General features: G+C 62.7%; 15 protein-coding genes. 8 read left to right on the top strand and 7 right to left on the bottom strand.

Annotated elements, in window-relative coordinates; genetic code table 11:
* Positions 1-61 precede the first annotated feature (61 nt).
* The 4 genes from purB to DOM41_RS16580 all read left to right on the top strand — a co-directional run bounded on the left by purB (position 62) and on the right by DOM41_RS16580 (position 4519).
* Positions 62-1426 carry an adenylosuccinate lyase gene (purB, locus tag DOM41_RS16565; RefSeq protein WP_110688058.1) on the top strand — a complete coding sequence of 455 codons (1365 nt, stop codon included), beginning with the start codon at positions 62-64 and terminating at the stop codon, positions 1424-1426.
* Between the two features lie 68 nt (positions 1427-1494).
* Positions 1495-2673 carry a cupin domain-containing protein gene (locus DOM41_RS16570; protein WP_110687943.1) on the top strand — a complete coding sequence of 393 codons (1179 nt, stop codon included), beginning with the start codon at positions 1495-1497 and terminating at the stop codon, positions 2671-2673.
* 211 nt (positions 2674-2884) lie between these two features.
* Positions 2885-3352 (top strand): outer membrane lipoprotein, encoded by a 468-nt coding sequence (locus DOM41_RS16575; protein ID WP_110687944.1) that lies wholly within the window; start codon positions 2885-2887, stop codon positions 3350-3352.
* A 156-nt stretch (positions 3353-3508) separates the two neighbouring features.
* Entirely contained in the window at positions 3509-4519 is a 1011-nt protein-coding gene (locus DOM41_RS16580; RefSeq protein WP_223161008.1) for a lipid A deacylase LpxR family protein, read from the top strand.
* Positions 4520-4633: 114 nt separating this feature from the next.
* On the opposite strand, the gene DOM41_RS16585 is transcribed toward DOM41_RS16580, so the two are convergent.
* Entirely contained in the window at positions 4634-4921 is a 288-nt protein-coding gene (locus DOM41_RS16585) for a hypothetical protein (RefSeq protein ID WP_110687945.1), read from the bottom strand.
* A gap of 164 nt (positions 4922-5085) precedes the next feature.
* Between DOM41_RS16585 and slyD the strand changes: the two genes are divergently transcribed.
* Complete coding sequence (slyD, locus tag DOM41_RS16590; RefSeq protein WP_110688060.1) at positions 5086-5568, top strand: peptidylprolyl isomerase; 483 nt, start codon at positions 5086-5088, stop codon at positions 5566-5568.
* Positions 5569-5681: 113 nt separating this feature from the next.
* On the opposite strand, the gene DOM41_RS16595 is transcribed toward slyD, so the two are convergent.
* From DOM41_RS16595 to DOM41_RS16620, 6 genes are all read right to left on the bottom strand, one after another.
* Complete coding sequence (locus tag DOM41_RS16595) at positions 5682-6116, bottom strand: C40 family peptidase (RefSeq protein WP_342588161.1); 435 nt, start codon at positions 6114-6116, stop codon at positions 5682-5684.
* Between the two features lie 463 nt (positions 6117-6579).
* Positions 6580-8988, bottom strand: a complete 2409-nt coding sequence (locus DOM41_RS16600) for a DUF1266 domain-containing protein (protein ID WP_245391888.1) — start codon at positions 8986-8988, stop codon at positions 6580-6582.
* Between the two features lie 110 nt (positions 8989-9098).
* Positions 9099-10394, bottom strand: a complete 1296-nt coding sequence (locus DOM41_RS16605; RefSeq protein WP_110687948.1) for an acyltransferase family protein — start codon at positions 10392-10394, stop codon at positions 9099-9101.
* 137 nt (positions 10395-10531) lie between these two features.
* A complete protein-coding gene (locus tag DOM41_RS16610) occupies positions 10532-10774 on the bottom strand; it encodes a GlsB/YeaQ/YmgE family stress response membrane protein (RefSeq protein WP_110687949.1) in 243 nt (80 codons plus the stop codon).
* A gap of 126 nt (positions 10775-10900) precedes the next feature.
* Positions 10901-13393 carry a glucans biosynthesis glucosyltransferase MdoH gene (mdoH, locus tag DOM41_RS16615; protein ID WP_110687950.1) on the bottom strand — a complete coding sequence of 831 codons (2493 nt, stop codon included), beginning with the start codon at positions 13391-13393 and terminating at the stop codon, positions 10901-10903.
* A complete protein-coding gene (locus DOM41_RS16620) occupies positions 13386-14972 on the bottom strand; it encodes a glucan biosynthesis protein G (RefSeq protein ID WP_245391889.1) in 1587 nt (528 codons plus the stop codon). Before DOM41_RS16620 ends, mdoH begins: the two co-directional genes overlap by 8 nt.
* A gap of 924 nt (positions 14973-15896) precedes the next feature.
* Between DOM41_RS16620 and DOM41_RS16625 the strand changes: the two genes are divergently transcribed.
* The 3 genes from DOM41_RS16625 (at position 15897) to DOM41_RS16635 (ending at position 20072) form a co-directional block, all read left to right on the top strand.
* A complete protein-coding gene (locus tag DOM41_RS16625) occupies positions 15897-17492 on the top strand; it encodes a solute:sodium symporter family transporter (RefSeq protein WP_110687952.1) in 1596 nt (531 codons plus the stop codon).
* Positions 17493-17652: 160 nt separating this feature from the next.
* Positions 17653-19035, top strand: coding sequence for a YcjX family GTP-binding protein (locus tag DOM41_RS16630; RefSeq protein ID WP_245391890.1), 1383 nt, complete (start codon positions 17653-17655; stop codon positions 19033-19035).
* Complete coding sequence (locus DOM41_RS16635) at positions 19032-20072, top strand: YcjF family protein (protein ID WP_110687954.1); 1041 nt, start codon at positions 19032-19034, stop codon at positions 20070-20072. Before DOM41_RS16630 ends, DOM41_RS16635 begins: the two co-directional genes overlap by 4 nt.
* The last annotated feature ends 8 nt before the right edge of the window (positions 20073-20080 follow it).

Genomic DNA, 20080 nt, shown 5'->3' on the forward strand with positions numbered 1-20080 from the left:
CACCTTTCTCTGCCAAGGCGCGAGCCATCGCTCGCGCAAGACGTTCCGGGACCCCACGATGATCGAACTCTCCGCGCTGACCGCCCTCTCCCCCGTCGACGGCCGCTACGCCGCCAAGGCCGAGCCGCTACGCGAACACTTCAGCGAATTCGGCCTGATTCGCGCCCGCGTCACCGTCGAAGTACGCTGGCTCGAGCAGCTGGCCGCCCACCCCGGCATTACGGAAGTCCCGGCGCTATCGGCCGAGGCGCAGGCGTTCCTTGACCGCTTGGTTGCCGAGTTCTCGCTGGAGGACGCGGCGCGCATCAAGACGATCGAGCGCACGACCAATCACGATGTCAAGGCCGTCGAGTACTTCATCAAGGAAGCGATCGCCGAACAGGCAGAGCTTCACGCGATCACCGAGTTCGTCCACTTCGCCTGCACCAGCGAAGACATCAACAACCTCTCCTACGCGCTGATGATGCGCGATGGCCTGAGCGCGCTGCTGCCGACGATGAAAGGCGTCCACGCAGCGATTGCCGAGCTCGCCCACGCCCATGCCGAGCAGCCGATGCTGTCGCGCACCCACGGCCAGACCGCCAGCCCGACCACACTGGGCAAGGAGATGGCCAACGTCGCCTATCGTCTGGCACGACAGCTCAAGCAGATCGAATCGGTCGAGCTAATGGGCAAGATCAACGGCGCCGTGGGTAACTACAACGCCCACCTGACCACCTATCCCGAGATCGACTGGGCTGACAACGCTCGAACCTTTGTCGAGTCGCTGGGACTGACCTTCAACCCCTACACCACGCAGATCGAACCCCACGACTACGTCGCGGAGCTGTTCGATGCGATCAGCCGGTTCAACACGATCCTGATCGACTTCGACCGCGACGTCTGGGGCTATATTTCGCTGGGCTACTTCAAGCAGCGCACGGTCGAAGGGGAAATTGGTTCTTCGACCATGCCGCACAAGGTCAATCCGATCGACTTCGAGAACTCCGAGGGCAACCTGGGCCTCGCCAACGCTCTGCTCGATCATCTCGCTCGCAAGCTGCCGGTCTCTCGCTGGCAGCGCGATCTGACCGACTCGACCGTGCTCCGCAATCTCGGCGTCGGTCTTGCCTACGGCCTGATCGCCTACGAGGCGGCGCTCAAGGGTATCGGCAAGCTGGAGGCGAATCCCATGCGTCTCGACGACGATCTCGACCAGAGCTGGGAAGTCCTGGCCGAGCCGATCCAGACCGTAATGCGCCGGTACGGGATCGAAAAGCCCTACGAGAAGCTCAAGACGCTGACTCGAGGCAAGCGCATCGATCAGGCTGGCTTTGCCGCCTTCATCGACACCCTGGCGCTGCCCGATAACGTCAAGGACGAGCTGAAGGCACTCACCCCAGCGACCTACACCGGTAACGCCGCGGCGCAAGCCAAGGCCCTGTAACGGCCCAACGCATCGAGCATGCGTCCGCCGACGCCCATTTTGGGGTCGGCGGGCCTGAGGAGAACATCATGACGTCCGCCAATACGCCGCGCTCGCTGCTGGCTGGCCTCTCGGCCGAGCAGTTCCTGAGCCAGCACTGGCAAAAAACGCCGCTGCTGATTCGCGGCGCCTTCCCCGATTTCGTCTCGCCGCTCGAGCCGGACGACCTCGCCGGCCTCGCCTGCGAAGAGGGCATCGAATCCCGTCTGGTCGAAGCACAGGGGCCCGACAAGGCGTGGCAGGTGAGTCACGGCCCGTTCGACGAGGCCACCTTCGCCCGTCTGCCGCAAAGCGGGTGGTCATTGCTGGTGCAGGCTGTTGATCACTATGTCCCCGAAGTCGCCGAGCTGCTCGAGTCCTTCGATTTCCTACCGCGCTGGCGTCTCGATGACATCATGGTCAGTTACGCCCCCACCGGTGGCAGTGTCGGCCCGCACGTGGATCAGTACGACGTCTTCCTGCTGCAGGCAAGCGGTCGCCGGCATTGGCAGCTGGGTGGCAGCCCCGGTGACTCGGCTCGGCTCATTCCGGGCATCGATCTGCGCATTCTCGAGAACTTTACCGTCGAGGCGGATCAGGACTGGGTGCTCGAACCCGGCGACATGCTCTATCTGCCACCGGGTGTCGCCCATCACGGCGTCAGCGCCTCCGACGACTGCCTGACCTATTCGATCGGCTTCCGCGCCCCCTCGGCGGACGAGATCGTGACGGCCTTCGCGGACTATGTCGGTGAGCAGCTGGGCGAGACGCGCCGCTATGGTGACGCCGACCTGACATCGCCGACGCACCCGGGCGAGCTCGACGATTCCGCCGTCGAGCGGGTTCGCAGACTGCTGCTCGACGCCATTGATCGACCCGAGCAGATCGCCCAATGGTTCGGACGGGCCATGACCCAGCCCAAGTACCTCGACCAGCTCGCGGCGGCTGAGACGGAAACGACGCCGGAAGCAGTCCGAACGATGCTCGAGGGCGGCGGCGAACTGCATCGTTCACTGGGCTCCCGCTTCGCCTGGCGGCAACTCGACGAGTCCCAGGTCACACTGTTCAGTGACGGCGACACGCTGGCGTGTGATCCAGCTCTCGCGCGAGCACTGTGTGATGAGGCACGCCTCGACGCCTCGTTACTCGATGTCCCGAACGCGGCGAGCATCCTGGCAACGCTGGTCAATCGCGGCAGCTTGAGCTGGGACGATGGAGACGAAGACTGACGCCGCCGTTGGGTCATGGCGTCAGCTGGACGCGGGCAGACAGGTAAGTGGCCTTCTACACTGGCAGTCGAGCGTACCGCGCCTCGAACTCGCGTCCAGACGGCAAACACGGGAAAGCGGGCGGTAAGCCGATGCAAAGACTGGACGCATTACGAAACACTGTTCTACTATTTCCGTGTTAAGCCACCGCGCTGTCAAAAGGATTCTCGACATGAAACGACTTCTCCTACCTGCACTGGCCATGAGCTTTCTGGCCCTGGCGGGTTGCACCAACACCTCTACCTACTCCGGTGACGTTTACCGCGGCAATCAGGCCGAGACCGCGCAGACCGTGACCTACGGTACCATCCAGTCAGTTCGTCCCGTGCAGATTCAGGGCGGTGAAGGCCAGGGCATCCTGGGCAGCCTGGGCGGCGCTGTGATCGGCGGCCTGCTGGGCAATCAGGTCGGCGGTGGCTCGGGCAAGACCATCGCGACCGCGGCCGGCGCCATCGGCGGAACGATCGCGGGTAGCAAGGTTGAGCAGGCGACCGATCGCGTTGACGGCTACGAACTCGAGATTCGTCAGGACAGCGGTCAGAACGTTGTGGTCGTGCAGAAAGCCGACCGTAACTGGCAGGTGGGCCAGCGTGTCCGTCTGATCGCCAGCGGTTCAAGCGTGAGCGTCGCGCCCTACTAAGCATGACGAGATCGATGTCGCGAGACGACAGCGATAGAGAACGGCGCCTTCGGGCGCCGTTTTTCGTTAGCCGAGTAGCGATTGCGACTGTTGCCGCGAGTTTACATACGCTATCGTATGTTGGCTGATAATCATCATGACAGGGAATGTTGCACAATGATGCAGGAACTCGGCCTACCGGGCGCAAGACTGACAGTATCGCGTGCGGGGCTTGGACTCACACTGGTACTTCTCGCCGGCAGCGCTAATGCCGACGGTATCCTCACGCTCAAAACCGACAACGATATCTTCGCCAGCGGCGGTGATGGTCACTACACCAATGGCTTCGAAGCCGACTGGACGTTCGAGCCCGCGCAGGATCACTGGACGCGCGCCGTGGCCGACCTCGTCCCCGGCTGGAGCCGTGATTCACTGACCGCGACCTCCTACCGCTTCGGCCAGCAGATCTATACGCCGGAAGACATCGACGTGTCCGAACCCATTGAAGACGACCGCCCCTATGCCGGCGTTCTTTACGCCGGCATGACGCTTTTCAGTGACGAGCAGTTAAACGACTGGCGGCATACCAGCGGTGTCTACCTCGATGCCGGCCTGATCGGTCCTGGTGCCGGGGGCGAGTTCGTGCAGAAGAACTTTCATCACCTCGTCGACAGTGAGGAGCCCGAGGGCTGGCATAACCAGTTGCACAACGAGCCCTTCCTCAATGTTGCCTATCGCAAGGCATGGTGGAAAAAGGGTCGCCTCGACAATCTGGAAGCGGAATATGGGCCGTCAGCGGGTTTTGCCGCAGGCAACCTCTATACCTACGTTGCGGCGGGGCTAGGCGCGCGACTAGGCCAAGGCCTCGACAACAGCTTCGGCATTCCTGCCGTCGCGCCCTCTAATGGCAGCCGAGTCTTTTTCGACAATCACAGCGGCTTCAACTGGTATCTCTTCGCCAATCTCGAAGGCCGCCGCATGTTCCAGAACCTGCTGCTCGACGGCAACAGTTTCGAGGACAGTCAATCCGTCGATCGACGCCACTGGGTCGGCGATGTGCAAGCGGGTCTCGCCCTCTCCTGGAATCGCTGGCAGATCACCTACAGTGCGCTTTGGCGAACTCATGAGTTCGACGGCCAAGAGACCGCCGACCGCTTTGGTTCGTTGACGCTCTCTACCTGGCTGTAGTCCCCGCGCCGGCTATCACCCTCGCTATGCAAGGCCCGACGAAAACGCCGACGGGCGCNNGCCCGTCGGCGTTGGACTGTCATATTTCGGTACGGCCATAGGCCGGCAACAGGCTCAGTGCAGCTTGACCTTCTTCATGATCCACGGGCCCACTTTGACGCCAAGCCAGACCAGCAGTGCGATCAGGATCAGCGTCAGAATCATGGAGATGGGCGCAACGATGAAGGTAGCGGCAAGCACCGCCAGCGCCACCGCTACCACCCAGCGGTCCTGATCATCACCGCTTCTTAGCGATGCCGGTAGCCAACGCGTGACCACTCGTCCCAGCATCCCCTCCCAGCTCTTGAGCGCCAGCGCCAGCACCACGCCGAACACGATCAGCCAAACCACCACAATGGTCATACGGCTCTCCTCACCCTAACGGTCACTGTGTCTTGTCTGATCTGAAGGGTACTCACCGGCCATGACCGGCGCAACTGTCGGCGAGCCCCGTTGGCGCGCGCACCTGACAGATTCCAGATGGCACGTTAAAATGGGATAACATGCTCAAATATGAAGGTCGTCAGATGCAGATTGCACAGAATTCCGTAGTTGCGTTCCACTACAAACTCACCAACGACTCGGGCGAAGTGCTGGATAGTTCGGAAGGACGCGATCCGCTGACCTACCTCCACGGTTCCGGCAACATCATCCCGGGTCTCGAGAAAGAGCTCGAAGGCTGCAACAGCGGCGACAAGCTTCAGGTTGCCGTCGAGCCGACCGAAGGCTACGGCGAAGTTCAGCCGGCACTGGTCCAGGAAGTGCCGCGTGATGCCTTCCAGGGCGTCGATGAAGTCCAGCCGGGCATGCAGTTTCAGGCGCAAACCCAGGAAGGCCCGCTGATGGTCACGGTGACCAAGGTCGAGGGTGACACTGTCACTGTCGACGGCAACCATCCGCTGGCCGGCGAAAAGCTCAACTTCGACGTGGAAATCACTGAAGTCCGTGAAGCCACTGAAGAAGAAGTTTCCCATGGCCATGTCCATGGTGAAGGCGGTCACGAGCACTGAAACCGCGTTCGAGCCCGATGCCCCGTGCATCGGTGCGAAACCGAAAAGGGCAGCCAATGGCTGCCCTTTTTTATTGCTGACCGTCGCTTATGCCACCCGAGTCTTCCCCGCACTCAACCTTCGTTGGATAGCGCGACACGAAGCGCCAGCTGCGTTCTTTCCATCGGTCGGCGCGCCTGCCAGTAGTAACGTCCCCAGTAAACGTTATCGAGGCGCGAGAGCTTGACGCCCTTCGATGAGGAAGCATGCAGGAAGTAGCCGTCACCCACGTAGACCCCCACATGATTGTAGGGCCCGGGCGGCTGGAAAAAGACCAGATCGCCGGCTTTGAGATCGGTACGAGAAACCCAATCCCCCTCCTGGACCTGCTCTTCCGTCGTTCGCGGCAGATCCACCGAGAACGCCTCGGTGAACACATGCTGCATCAGCGAGGAACAGTCGACACCACGACGTGACGTGCCGCCGAGCGTATAGGGCGTGCCCATCCAGCGCTCGTGCTCGTCGAGCAACGCATCACGAATAATCGCAGGCGATACCTGTGTCGGCACATAGTCGCGAGCCGAACCTGGCGCCGATCGCCGTGAATTCGAAGCGGTCGTCGACGCCGACGGGGTCTGCTGAGAGACAAGGGGAAGCGAATACTGTGCGTTAACGCGTTGTTCTTGGGGTGAGGTCGAGCAGCCCGTCAAGGTCAAGCCGACTACCAGCCCCATGGCCATACATTTCAACATTCAGCGCAACCTCATTGAACTGCGAGCCGGCGCTGACGCCCTGTTTCAGCGGCGAGCAAGGCACGAAAAGCCTTTCTCGCCGAACAAATTGAGTCGCTGTGGTGGTGACACTCGAATTCAGTGTGTCACCGCCAGAGCGGCCTGCATTCGGCTCGAATCATCGATCGTTGTTCTAGGGAGAGTGATTCACAATCACGTGACGCCCCGTCGAAGACGGCGCGTAGCACACGCCGGATCATATGTCATTAAATCGGTCTTGACGACCCCGCCGCACAAAAACTCAGTGAACGCGCCGCGGTTCGCCGATCAACACATCGACGTGCATTGGCGTCCACCGCCCGCCGGTGCTGCTGAAATCCAGACTGGCCCATGGCCCTGCCAGCAGCGGATCAGCGACAAGCCAGGCATTCAATGCTTCGCGGAAACTGTTGAGAAACGCGTCGCGCTCCGGTGTGTCGTCCATGAAGAATCCGAAACCGCTGTAAAGCCCCTCCGCGTAGGCTTGCCAGCTGGCATATCGCGCACGCGCCAGACGCAACGCCGCGTCCAGGTAGCCATGTAGCTGAGCGTCGTCGACCCAGCCCAGCTCTCGCCCGGTCGTGCCCAGGTCGACCAGCTGGGCGATATCCCACGCGGTCATGTCCTCGTCATTACACTGGCAGGCGTTGTCGCGAACGCGACGAAGGCGGGCAAGATGTACCTTCTCTTCATCACCGCAATCACCGGTCTCGAGCATGGCGATTTCGGAATCAAGGCGCCCCGGATTGAGGGTATAGGGCGCGTAATTGATTTCGTACTCCTGACGATCGCCCGCCTCGAGAAGAAAATCGAGGAATTCGAGCAGGTCCTTGGCGTTCTGGAAGGCATACTGCTGCTCGACCCAGTCACGCAGCGACCGCCGCTCCTCCTCGCCGGCATACTGAGGCATCCGCCACGCGGCTTCGTTCAACGGCCCCGCGAGTGACAGCGCCGTAAACCTCGCCAACTGCGGTCGCGGCCCCGGCTCGCGCCACCCGCTTACGCCGCTCGCGCCGAGCCAGTGAAAACGCGAACCGGGGTCATGCCGGTGCCAGGCCAGATCGTCGTGCAGTGCGCTCGCTTCCGCCGACTCCTCTTCGTTCAAAAGCGGACTCCATGCCGCCCAGGCAGCGAGCATGGTCGGCACATCCGCGTAGAAGCTTCCCAGCACATGCGCCAGAGACGCCGCCAGCGACTGGATATCGACCAACGCATAGCGGCCGCTGTCGGACGCCATCACCAGATAGAAGGCGTACTTTTCTGCCATGACAATCGTCGCCGCATGGTCGGCACAGGCTGACAGCCGTGAGCGGGCTCGCCCTTTCAGCGACGCGGCGCCATGGCGGGCGTCCGCCGCCAGCTGATTGAGATGGTGAGACTGTGCCGGCATCCAGAATCGTGATAGCCCGGCAATCCCTTCGTCGGCGGCGAGCCCGAGCACATGAGACAGGTAGTGTTCCGCGTCACGCCGGCGGGCGGCGTCGACCGGCTGCTGCAGATGCTGGCGCGCGGCGAGTTCGGGCTCACGAACGCTGGCGATCGCCAGCACCCACGCATCGGGCGCGGCATGATAGGCCTGAAGATCCAGGCGCGAGCGCTCGCGACGCTCTTCGTCGAGCGTCTCGTGCAGCCCCAGGCTCCACGGACTGTCCTCCGACTGCAGCAATAGCTGCCACTCCCGCTCGAACCCGCCAAGCAGATCGCGCCCTTCGCTGAGACTGCGACCCCGCTGATACGCTCGTGCCACGTCTTGCCAGTCGGCATAGCGAGACTGCAGGAGGTCAACGGCACGCGCCGCGATGCTTTCGGCTTCTTCCTGAGAAAGCCAGCCCGCACCGTACCCCAGCCACGCCTGATCCAGCATCCGTAGCCAATCCCACGCTGCCCACTCCAGGGGCTCACCGCGATCCACGAACGCCAACAACGTCGCCCCGTAGTCGCACTGCTCGCCGAGCGACGCGAGCCACGCCTCGGCATTTTTCGCGCCTTCGCGCTGCAGCCGCCAGCCGTCCATCTCCCAGCCGTAACGGTCCCCCTGTACGGTCAGCCACTCGATCGTCTCGAGCAGTTTGGCCCGACTGGTGACAGCGTCTTCGACCTTCAACCGCTGACGAAACGCCTGACGCTCACCGTCATGCCTCGTTAACGGCCACGCCAACACCGGCGCGACCACCGCCCTGGCACGCCAAAGATCGTCCGCCCAGGGCAAGCGTATAACCGGTGCATGAGCGTCAAGCCGCTGGGAGACCCGCTCCCAGCGCGGACCTTTACCCTGACGCTCATCGCGAAGCATCTCACCGATGAGGCGATCGAGCTCAGCGTCACCCAAGCGATTCAACTGGCGGCACCACGCGCTCAACGTGGGGGTGTCGCTGACGATGTTATGCGCGACACGCACGAACCAGCGGTCCGCGATGGACCCGTCGATCCACCCGGCCGCCACTCCCAGGGCGAGAAGTTCTAGCGCCAGCAGATTCGACAGTGCCGGTTCGCGGCGGTCGGAGACACTCTCCCAAAGGCGCCAGGCAAATTCATCGGCGTCTCCGATACGCAGCTCGGCCAGTCGGCTCGAAACGGCTTCGACGGATAGCCCGTCTCGGGGATCGGCAACGGACGGCCAGCCGCAGAGCTTCAGCTGTTGCGCCCACCACTGGAGAAGGATGTCGTGCAAGAAAAACCTCATGAACCGAATGACGACGTCCAGCGGCGCGATAAAGCCCGCCGACGCGACGGGCTAGTATACCTCAAAGCCCCGCGGTAGCCGACGGGGCAAGCCACTGGCTAACGCGGTGAGCGTTGCGCGAGTTTGTCGGTATGGGAGCGCGGAGACCGCTGCAGCAGGCGCTCCAGCAGGAAGCGGCGCACCCGCACCACGAAACGCTCCTGGAACACCACGCAGAGGGCAACGGTCATCACCAGAAAGACCGGATAGAGCCAGAGATGGAGCTCGCCGGCAGCTCCCAGGCAGGCGGAGAAGTCCGAGCTGCAAAGCGACGGATCGCCGGAGAGCACCCTTTCGACGCGGGAGAAGACCGCAAACAGCGGTACGTGAAGGGCAAACATGGGAAGCGACGCCCCACCGAGACGAGCCGCCCAGCGCCTCACCCGCTCACTGCGTGGCTCGCCCCACTGCGCGGCCAGATAGATCAGCACGAGCTGAGCCGGGAGCAGAAGTCCGTTGTGAAGCAGGTAGTACCAGGCGTGGCCACGTCCCAGCAGATAGAGCGCCGCGGCCACGCTTAACGCGATACCCGCGAGGGCGCCGAGGCACTGGCCGGTCGTTAGCTGCCGCTGCTGGTCACGGCGTCTGGCGTAGAACGTGTAGAGAAGAATGCCGGCGGCGAACTCCGGCAAACGAATGAGCGGATTCCGATGCAGGATACCCGTCTCCGGCACACCGTAATTGGTCGTTGCGATGACAATCAGCGGAGGCACGAGATACAAAAGATTGAGCAGCAGGATCGCACGCCGCGGCTTCTGCAGGCGTCGCAGACGCGGGGCCAGCCACGGAAACGTCAGATAAAAGAAGAATAGCGCCGAAATCGACCATGACGGCGGATTGAATGTCAGGTAGAGGGGATTCCAGGCGTGAAGCAGCGTGAAATTCAAAAGCAGATTGATCCCGGTTTCCAGCGGGCTCATCGTGTGGTTCAGACTCTTCCAGTCCGTCTGACCGATGTCATTGTTGACGTCGTACACCACGAAGCGCAGCGAAATATCGCCGTCACCCGGAGCGATCATCAAATACCCCACCAGTGCCGAGACACCCATGGCCAGCAGTAGCGCACCAATGTGGATCGGGTAGAGATTGGAGAAGCGTTTCAGCCAGAAGCTCTTGGCCGGCTCGCGCATTCGGTGCTGCTCATCCAGATAGACATGCGTCAGCAGGAATCCAGAAAGCACGAAGAACGCACTGGTCGAGAAGAAACCGATATCAGTCACGTAGTGCGACCAGGCACTAATGGAGGGATAGCTGTGCAGGGTATGGAAGATGACGATGTAGAGGCCGAGCAGAAACCGCAACCACTCGAGTCCTATGAATCGCTCCTTGCTTCCGGCGGACGCCGTACCAGACATTCCGTAAATCTCTCGCCAACGAAAGGAGCGCTAGTGTACCCGATTCGGTCGCGCTGAAACCCGTGCCAATCGCAAACAAAGGAGCCGCGCTCGCGCGCGGCTCCTTTAGGCGACATCGTGAACGAAACGGCGCCCTTTCAGGCCTTTTTCACCTTCGACACGATCCAGAGCAGCAGGATAGCGCCGACCGTCGCGACGACCAGCGAGCCGATGAAGCCGTTGGACGAGAGACCCAGCAGACTGAACAGCAGCCCGCCAAGCACCGCACCCACGATGCCCGCCACGATGTTACCGAGGATGCCGAAGCCGCCCCCGCGCATCACTTTGCCTGCGATCCAGCCGGCGATGCCGCCGATAATCAGCCATAGAATAAAGCCCATCGATTCACTCCTTGATTCTCATCGGGAACTTACCCTGCTTGGCAAGCTGCGTTTACCCTTCTAAGCGTAGTCATCCTTGGCCAATTTGCCCGCAAGCCCGGCTCATGCAGCAAGCCGGGGCTAGCGCTAGAAACTCGGCACTCGCAGCGACTCCCGCGCCGGCAAACCGTAATCGTGCCAGCTGGCGTGAGCCTTGGGATCATTCCAGGCCCGAAAATGGAGTTGCGACATCATGACCGGGTCGTCCAGGAATGCCAGCCGCTCCAGATTGCCCATGGCCGCCGGCCCCTGGTAGACCGCCGCGTCGACGCGCTCCGCTCGGCGCCGTTTCAGCGGTGCCGAATTCCCATGCCGGGAGATACCGAGTGCTGCCGACAGCGCGTTCGACACCGGGTCCATCACGACCTGAACGAAGCTCGGCGCGGGCGCCGCGGCATTCATGCGCCCGAGATGACGCACCATTCGCCGCAGCACACGCGGCGGATGCGACTCCTCGGGGATCCGGAAGAGACGCGCTCTCAGGCAGGCGCTGCCCAGCGACACGCGGCTCGACAGCGCCGACACCGGAATCGAGAGCATCATCGCGCCAACGATTGGCGACATCCACCAGAGGAACGTCGGCTCCATCAGATAGACACCCACCGCCCAGACCGCGCCCAGGAGCGCCTGCCCCCAGTGATTGCGAATCGCATCGCCCCAGGTGGTATCGCTGTTTTCACGTGACGGCGAACGCCACTGAATCGCCCAGCCCATCACGGAGGTCAGCACGAACCGGGTATGAAAGAGCATCCGCACCGGGGCCAGGGCCATCGAAAAGAGGGACTCCAGCACCATGCTGACCAGCAGCTTGAAGGGCCCGCCGAACTGCCGGCTCCCCTGGATCCAGATCAGGATCACGCTGAGCACCTTGGGCAGGAAGAGCAGCGTCGCCGTCGCGCCGAACAGTCCCAGCGCCAGCGAGGGATCCCACTGCGGCCAGACCGGGAACATCATGCCGGGCTCGGGGAAGTAGTTGGGCGTACTCAGGGTATGGACTGCCAGCAACGCCGTCGACAGCACCAGAAAGAGAAACCATAGCGGCGCCGAGATATAGGACATCAGGCCGGTAAGGAACACCGCGCGGTGTACCGGGTGAATCCCTTTGGACAGAAACAGACGAAAGTTCATCAGATTGCCGTGGCACCAGCGGCGATCCCGGTTCAGCTCGTCGAGCAGATTGGGCGGCATCTCCTCATAGCTACCGTCGAGTTCGTAGGCGATCCAGACCCCCCAGCCGGCACGACGCATCAAGGCGGCCTCGACGAAGTCGTGGGAAAGAATCTCTCCCGACATCGACCCCTTGCCGGGTAAAGGGGCCAACATGCAGTGCTGCATGAAGGGCGCGACACGAATGATGGCGTTGTGCCCCCAGTAGTGAGACTCACCGAGCTGCCAGAAGTGAAGGCCTGCCGTGAACAGCGGCCCGTAGACTCGCGTGGCGAACTGCTGCATGCGGGCGTAGAGATTGAGACGCCCCGAGGCCCGCGGAGCGGTCTGTACGATGCCCGCGTCCGGGTGAGCCTCCATCATCTGCACCAGACGCGTCAGGCAGGCCCCACTCATCACACTGTCAGCGTCGAGCACCAGCATGTAGCGATACAGCGCGCCCCATCGACGGGAGAAGTCGTCCAGGTTGCCGCTCTTGCGCTTCACGCGCCGCTGACGTCGGCGATAGAACACCTGACCGAACGCGTCGAGGTCACGACACAGCGCAAGCCAGGCGTGCGTTTCCTCGATGGCGATATCGGGATCGAAGGTATCGCTGAGGATGAAGACGTCGAAATGCTGGCCGTTGCCGCTCTCTCGCAACGACTCGAGGGTCGCGCGGACACCGGCAAAGACGCGTGACACATCCTCGTTGCAGATCGGCACCAGCAGCGCGGTACGCGCCTCCTCGTCAATCGGCTCGTCGCCGACGTCAGAGTCGATCGCGTAGCGGTCCTGACCCCGCAGCAACTGGAAAAAGCCCATGAGCGCGGTCCAGAATCCGGCCGAGACCCAGGCGAAAAGCAGCACGAACAGGCCGAGGATGGTCAGCTCGAGCCACTGCTGGCCCTGGCCTGGCAGCACGGTTCGCATCTGGTTGGCCGCCAGGATGCTCTGACCGAAGATCAGCACCAGCAGCACCCAACGACGCATCGACGCCACCCACTGCCACCGGGGCGTCGGCCGCGACTCTCGCTGGCGCCGCCGAAACCCTCTTCCCATCCAGCTCTTGAACCGCTGACCACCGCGCACGAACGGATTGGTCGACCACGCCTCAGGGGCGAGCGCCGTCCGCTTCATCGCCGGCGCCGTCTGCAGTCGCGTGATGCCCTGCTCATCGGTCGTTAGCACTTCCGGGGGCGCCAGCGGCGGCTCGGCGTAAGCCAGCGCCAGGCGCCGACCGACGGACTGGGCGGCGGGGTCTTCAGGATCCACCTCATGCCCGCCGAGGGCGGCATGCAGTGAAGCCATGTCGTTGACGTCGAGATCGCTCGCCAGCAGCCGACGCCGCTCTTCTCGATCCTGCGCCTCGAGTGCCAGCCGCTCGAGATAGAGATCGGCGGCACCCGACTGCGGCGATTTCATCTCAGCCATTCGCGGGGAGCCTGTAGTACCAGGTTTCGGTCAGGCGCTTATTGTCCTTGCTGAGGTGCGCACGGATATCCAGCGGCGCGTTGTTGTCGCTGCGCTTGATCTTGACGAACAGACGCCAGCCACCCGTCGCGGGATTCGGTACGGCGCGGGTTGAGACCAGCTCGCCGTTGTCGCCGACGCTCGCTTGGACGGAGACGTTGGCGTCAGCATCGAGCCCGGCCAGCGACGGCCCCTGGAAGTCCACGACGAAGGCGGTCGTGCCGTCGGCTTCGCGGACCAGATTGTCCTTCATCACTTCACCCTGCGAGCGGCGCGTCTGCTCGACCCAGCCAAGCGAGGGGTCCGCATAGCGACTCTCGTTCTTGGTGACGGTGAAGCGGTAATCGAAGTCGACAGGCGTCTCCGGGTTTGGCGCCGTCTCGGGAAGCCACATCGAGACGATGTTGTCATTGGTCTCGTTGGGCGTCGGAATCTGAATCAGCTCGACCTTGCCCGCGCCCCACTCGTTCTGCGGCTCGACCCAGGCACTCGGACGCAGGTCGTAGCGGTTGTCGATATCCTGATAGTCATCAAAAGCGTGACCGCGCTGCATGAGTCCGAAACCGCGAAGTCCCGGTGTCGCCTGCTCATTGATCATGAGCTTGGCCGGGTTGGAGAGCGGACGCCAGATCCAGCCATTCTGGGAATCGCTGATCAGCAGGCCGTCGGAGTCATGGATCGCCGGCCGATAGTTGATCTCGGACGACGGCTGCGCCGAGCCGTAGAGATACATGCTGGTCAGCGGCGCAATACCCAGCTTCTCGATCGGGCGACGCAGGAAGAGCCGCGACTTGACGTCGACAACGGTATCGCTCCCGGGGCGGAGCACAAAACGGTAGGCGCCGGTGACGCTGGCGGAGTCAAGCAGCGCGAAGACGGTGAGATACTGGCTGCTCTGAGTCGGCTTCACCACCCAGAACTCACGGAACCTCGGAAACTCCTCGCCGGAGGTCAGGCCGGTGTCGACGGCCAGGCCACGCCCGGAGACGCCGTAGACCTGATTTTCGCCGACCACACGGAAGTAGCTGGCGCCGAGGAAGACCATCGTCTCGTCCTTGCTCTCGCCGTCATTCAGGTCGTAATTGATCTTGAAGCCGGCGATACCGAGATCGTCATCATTCTTGATCTCGTCGGAGAGCTCCAGGTCGCCGTAGGTATAGTCATTCGAGTTGAAAGCGAAATCGCGAACATTGCCCTGCTCGTCGATGCTATGAAGGTCGATGGCACTGTCGTAGTGCATACCTTCGTGAAAGAAGCTCAGCGTGAACGGGACATCGTCACCGCTCCAGACGTCGCGATCTCGCTTGAACTGAATCTGGTCATACTCACCGAAATCCAGGTTGCGCAGCGCGTCGGGCAGATTGCGCTCAGGCTCGCTATACCCCTGCTCGGCCAATGCCTGCGCTTTCTCAGCCACGTCTTCGAAACCGAAGGCCAGCACATCCTGTGCCACGCTACCGAGCAGCAGACCCGCCAGGGCAGCTATCGGTAACAGCGACTTACGCCTTCCGAGGTCACTTTGCCGGTTCGATTCACTCACACTCATACTCCTGTCATGACTATCTTGGCCACTGCCGACGCGCACGATGCGATCGACAAGTTCAAAACGTTCGAAGCTGCTGCCGTTTAAGACACGGCAAATCGCGCCCGGCAAGCAGGCAACTCAGGCTGGCGCCGAACGGTGACGACGTCGCGATTCGTGACGGATGTGACGAGATAACGAAGCCTCCGTGCCCCGCAGTGCGGCAGTCTAGCACACGCGGTATCGGCAGTGAGGTAAGCCTGCGTTACAGCCCTTACCCAGTCCGATAACGATCAAAGACGGACTCGCGACATTCGGTACGACATGGCTAATGTGGCTAGCGTCGCTATCCGCATCGACCGAACGGCCCCTTATAATGGCGGCGAATGATGGCGCATCCATCGATTTTGAGCTACCCCCGTACGTGAAGGATTGTCATTGCCCGCCGCCGGTCGAGTGCGCTCTTAAACCGTGCGCAGGAACAATCCGCCAGGAAAGTCGAAAAAAACCACTAATACGACGAATAGAAGAACTAACGTTCTAACCCCCTCTCTGCCGCCCCGACACCCGGTGTTTCATTGCCCCCACGCCGCCTGATCCAGTCCGTCACCCTGTCGCAGCGGCCCCTTTCCAGCTTTTGCGAGCGCTAGCGCCGCCAGCCTGGCACCCGACTGCGCTTAAGCCATCGCGCCTTTAAGCCCAGGTCATTCGTCTGGCTGCGTGTCAGCGCCGCGGCACCGGCGATCATCGGCGCGCCCTTCACGGCGATGGCAGAGGAACACAAACGCCTACACATTCGATAAGCTATGTCAGACAAATGGAGGATGGCGATTTGTCGTTAGTTGACTAACACTACCGCCGGTAACGTGGCGACGCGGCGAAGAGACCCGGCCAACGGGTTCTTCACGCTGCCACTGGGATGCATTCCACAAGGACACACTCATGCATGCTTGGACTCTGATCTCGTTTCTCTTTTTCACGGGATTGGTCGCCCTGATCACATGGCGTATCACTCATCGCGACGACCTCAGCAATACCCAGGGTTACTTTCTTGCCGGGCGCAGCCTCAGTTTTCCGCTGATCGCCGGGTCGCTGCTGATGACCAATCTCTCGACGGAGCAGATGGTCGGCCTCAATGGGTCCGCCTTCGCCGATGGCTTGAGCGTCATGGCTTGGGAAGTCGTCGCCGTGGTCGCGCTGGTGCTGTTGGCGCTGTTCTTCCTGCCGCGCTTTCTCAGAAGCGGCATCGCCACCGTGCCTCAACTGCTGCAGGCGCGTTTCGGTCCGACCACTCAGCTCATCTGTAATGTGATCTTTCTGGCCGCCTACGCTGTCATCCTGCTTCCGATCATTCTCTATTCCGGCGCTGTCGGCCTGCAGGGCATGCTCGACCTGCCGGTTCTCACCGGTATTCAGTCCAGCACGACGCTGCTCTGGCTCACTGTGTGGGGCGTCGGCCTCATCGGCGCCGTCTACGCGCTGTTCGGCGGCCTGCGAACCGTTGCCGTCTCCGACACCATCAACGCGGCGGGCCTGCTCATCGGCGGCTTTGTCATCGTCTATCTGGGTCTCGATGCCGTGGGTGACCACAACGGCATCGCTGCCGGCTGGCAGGCGATCCAGCAAGCGCAGCCGGAGCGCATGAACTCGCTCGGCGGTCCGGATCAGCAGGTGCCATGGCCGACGCTGTTCACCGGCGTCTTCCTGATCAACCTGTTCTACTGGTCGACCAACCAGCAGATCATCCAGCGGACGTTCGCGGCCAAGAGTCTCTCCGAAGGCCAGAAAGGGGTTCTGCTGACCGGTTTCTTCAAGCTGCTTGGCCCGCTCTACCTCGTGCTTCCCGGCATCATTGCCTACCAGCTCTACGCCGGCGACGGCATCTCTCCCGACCAGGCCTACGGTCATCTGGTCTTCAATCTGCTGCCGCCCTGGCTCACCGGCTTTTTCGCTGCGGTGATGGTCGGCGCGATCCTGTCGTCATTCAACTCGGCGCTGAACAGCACCACGACGCTGTTCAGTCTCGGCATCTACAAGGGTGTCTTCCGCAAGGACGCCAGCGAGCAGCAGGTGGTCAAGGTCGGCAAGGTGTTCGGCTGGATCATGGCCATTGCCTCAATGGCGATCGCGCCGCTTCTGGCAGGCCAGGACAGTCTGTTCGACTACCTGCAGACCATGAACGCGATCTACTTCATCCCGATTCTGGCGGTGGTGATCGTCGGCCTGCTGACCAAGCGAGTGCCGGAAAGCGCGGCCATCTTCGGCCTCGTCGGGGGTATCGCACTGATCGCGCTGGGCTACTTCGTGCCGCCTTTCAACGCCATCCTCGACGTCACCAACCAGTACCACTTCGTCGCCGGCGTCTTCGTACTGCTGGTGCTCGGCATGCTGCTGATCGGCAAGATCTCCCCACGTCGCGAAGCCTGGGTGCACGAGGATGTCAAAGCCGTCGACCTCACGCCTTGGAAAGGGGCTATGCCCGTCGGCATCGTGCTGCTCGTGCTGGTGTTCGCGATCTATTTCGCCTTCGCCGGCTGATCGCTGACGGCGGCGAGAAGCGCCGCACCCTGCAGCCAGAACGCCCCGCCCTCGCGGGGCGTTCTCGTCTCTGCCCGAGCCTTGTCTCGGTTCGCTTTTGCCCGCACATTGCGGGTAACCCCATGATCAAGGACGCGAGACATTGGCCAGGCGCCGAGCTTTGACGCAGGAAATTCAGAATCTGATCGACCGCGGCCGCGATCGTCAGCTCCGCCTCGCCGTGACCGGGCTGTCCCGCGCCGGCAAGACGGCCTTTCTCACCTCGCTGGTCAATCAGCTGCGTCATGCCGGGATCGATGCCCGGCTCGACCTGCTCAAGGCCGCCCGCGAGGAGCGGCTGCTGGGCGCCCAGCGGATGTCGCAGCCGGATCTCGGAATTCCGCGATTTCCCTTCGATGAAGCCGTGAGTTCGCTGGCCACCACACCGCCGCGCTGGCCCGAGCCGACCCGAGGCATCAGCGAACTGCGCCTGACGCTTCGCTACCGCACCCGGCGTGCGCACGGCCTGCTCGGCGATACCGCCACGCTCACCCTCGATCTCATCGATTACCCCGGCGAATGGTTGCTCGATCTGCCACTGCTCGAGCACGACTTTCTTAGCTGGAGCGTGTCGCAGCTGCAGCAGATGGGGCCAGAGCGTCAGCGCTACGCGCGGGAGTGGCAGGAGGCCGTGGCCCGCTTCACACCCGACGACATCGTCGACGAGTCAGAGCTCGCCTCGCTGGCCGAGCGCTATGCCGAGTCACTTCGCCAGGCGCGCGAAGCCGGGTTCTCGCACCTGCAGCCGGGACGTTTTCTGCTGCCGGGCGATCTTCAGGGCGCGCCGGTGCTGCAGTTCTTCCCGCTACCTGGCGTCAAGGAGAGCGACCGCGCCACGCTCGACTCGCTACCGTCGACGAGTCTCTACCAGACGCTTGCCAGACGCTTTCGCTACTACCAGCAGCACGTGGTCAAACCGTTCTATCGCGAGCACTTTCGCCGCTTCGATCGGCAGATCGTGCTGGTGGATGTGCTGGGCGCGCTGAATGCGGGCGCCGAGCGCTTCGAGGATCTGTCGCTGGCACTGTCAACGCTGATGCGAAGCTTCGACTACGGCAAACGCAGCCTGCTCAATCGGCTCTTTTCGCCGCGAATCGACCGCCTCGCGATTGCCGCCACCAAGGCGGATCACGTGACACCGGATCAGCACGCCAACCTCGTCACGCTGCTCGAAGCGCTGCTCGCCGAGCCGATCAAGGATCTGCGCTACGCCGACGTACCCGTGCGCGCCCTGTCACTGGCCGCCATTCGCGCCACCGAAGCGCGGGAGATCGAAGAGGAGGGCCGACGCCAGCCGGTACTGCGCGGCCACGGTCTCGACGATCAGCCGCTGCTGATTTATCCCGGCGACGTTCCGCGAACGCTTCCCTCGCCGGATTTCTGGCAACGCCAAGGGTTTACTTTCACCGGCTTCAGGCCGCCGTCCAGCGATGGCGCCAGTGCCCTGCCCCACATTCGCATGGACGCCGCGCTCGAGTGGCTCCTGGGAGACAAATTGCGATGAGCGACCCTAGACCCGGCCGCCACTACCGGCTGGACGACCCTAGCCCGGATGTCGCAGAGCGCCTGGAAAGCGCCCGGACCTATCTGCCGGCACAGGAGTCCGAGCCGCTGAGCGACACTGAAGCGCCCGTGACGCCAGCACTGGATGCCGCCCTTGCGCCACCGCGCAAGCGCCGCTGGGGGCTTTTCGTGGTGCTTGCCTCCACACTCGGGCTGGGGCTCGTTCAGGCCATGGACACACTCTACGCCGCCGCGCTCGGCGGCGACTGGCTCGCCGGCGCCTGGAGCCTGGTGGGCATACTGCTGCTCGGCCTCGGCGGCAAGGCGCTGGTGGCGGAACTCTGGCGGCTACGCAAGCTGCGACGTCATGCACGGCTGCGCGCACGCCTGGACGAGGAGTGGATGCAGCCCGAGGCTGACACATCGGCGCATGATCCGATGGCCCTCGCCGGTGCACTGCGAAGCCAGATGGAACTGTCGACATCGCATCCTCACTGGCAGTCTTTCGTTCAGGCCCACCAACCGCATCACAGCGCCCACGAGACTCGTGAGCTTGTCGCCCACCATCTGTTGCACCCCCGCGACCGGGCGGCGCGGCGTCTGGTGACCCGAATGTCAGGAGAAACGGCGGTCATGGTCGCCATCAGCCCGCTCACGCTCATCGACATGTCACTGATGGCGTGGCGGAACATCGCGATGCTCGACCGCATTGCCGCGCTCTACGGACTTCAGCTCGGCTACGCCAGCCGGCTGCGTCTCTTTCGCGACGTGCTGCGCAACATGGCGTTCGCGGGCGCCAGCGAGATGGCGACCGATGCCGGCATGGATCTGCTCTCGATGAACGTGGCCGGCAAACTATCGGCGCGGGCCGGACAGGGACTGGGGGCCGGCTTGCTGACGGCACGGCTGGGTCTGCGTGCCATCGCCATGACCCGCCCCATCGCCTTCGAGCCGGAGGAGCGTCCGCGTCTGGCCGATCTACGCCGCGAAGTGTGGCATCAGCTGCGCCGGCTCGAAGACGGCTCGAAGCAGGAGTAGCGAAGCTC

It is taken from the genome of Salinicola aestuarinus (assembly GCF_003206645.1).
Lineage (GTDB): Bacteria > Pseudomonadota > Gammaproteobacteria > Pseudomonadales > Halomonadaceae > Salinicola > Salinicola aestuarinus.

What these genes read in the sequence shown, in the direction of transcription:
- DOM41_RS16570 (WP_110687943.1), top strand. Translation starts at nt 1,495, where the DNA reads ATGACGTCCGCCAATACGCCGCGCTCGCTGCTGGCTGGCCTCTCGGCC.
- DOM41_RS16575 (WP_110687944.1), top strand. Translation starts at nt 2,885, where the DNA reads ATGAAACGACTTCTCCTACCTGCACTGGCCATGAGCTTTCTGGCCCTG.
- DOM41_RS16580 (WP_223161008.1), top strand. Translation starts at nt 3,509, where the DNA reads ATGATGCAGGAACTCGGCCTACCGGGCGCAAGACTGACAGTATCGCGT.
- DOM41_RS16585 (WP_110687945.1), bottom strand. Translation starts at nt 4,921, where the DNA reads ATGACCATTGTGGTGGTTTGGCTGATCGTGTTCGGCGTGGTGCTGGCG.
- slyD (WP_110688060.1), top strand. Translation starts at nt 5,086, where the DNA reads ATGCAGATTGCACAGAATTCCGTAGTTGCGTTCCACTACAAACTCACC.
- DOM41_RS16605 (WP_110687948.1), bottom strand. Translation starts at nt 10,394, where the DNA reads ATGTCTGGTACGGCGTCCGCCGGAAGCAAGGAGCGATTCATAGGACTC.
- DOM41_RS16610 (WP_110687949.1), bottom strand. Translation starts at nt 10,774, where the DNA reads ATGGGCTTTATTCTATGGCTGATTATCGGCGGCATCGCCGGCTGGATC.
- mdoH (WP_110687950.1), bottom strand. Translation starts at nt 13,393, where the DNA reads ATGGCTGAGATGAAATCGCCGCAGTCGGGTGCCGCCGATCTCTATCTC.
- DOM41_RS16625 (WP_110687952.1), top strand. Translation starts at nt 15,897, where the DNA reads ATGCATGCTTGGACTCTGATCTCGTTTCTCTTTTTCACGGGATTGGTC.
- DOM41_RS16635 (WP_110687954.1), top strand. Translation starts at nt 19,032, where the DNA reads ATGAGCGACCCTAGACCCGGCCGCCACTACCGGCTGGACGACCCTAGC.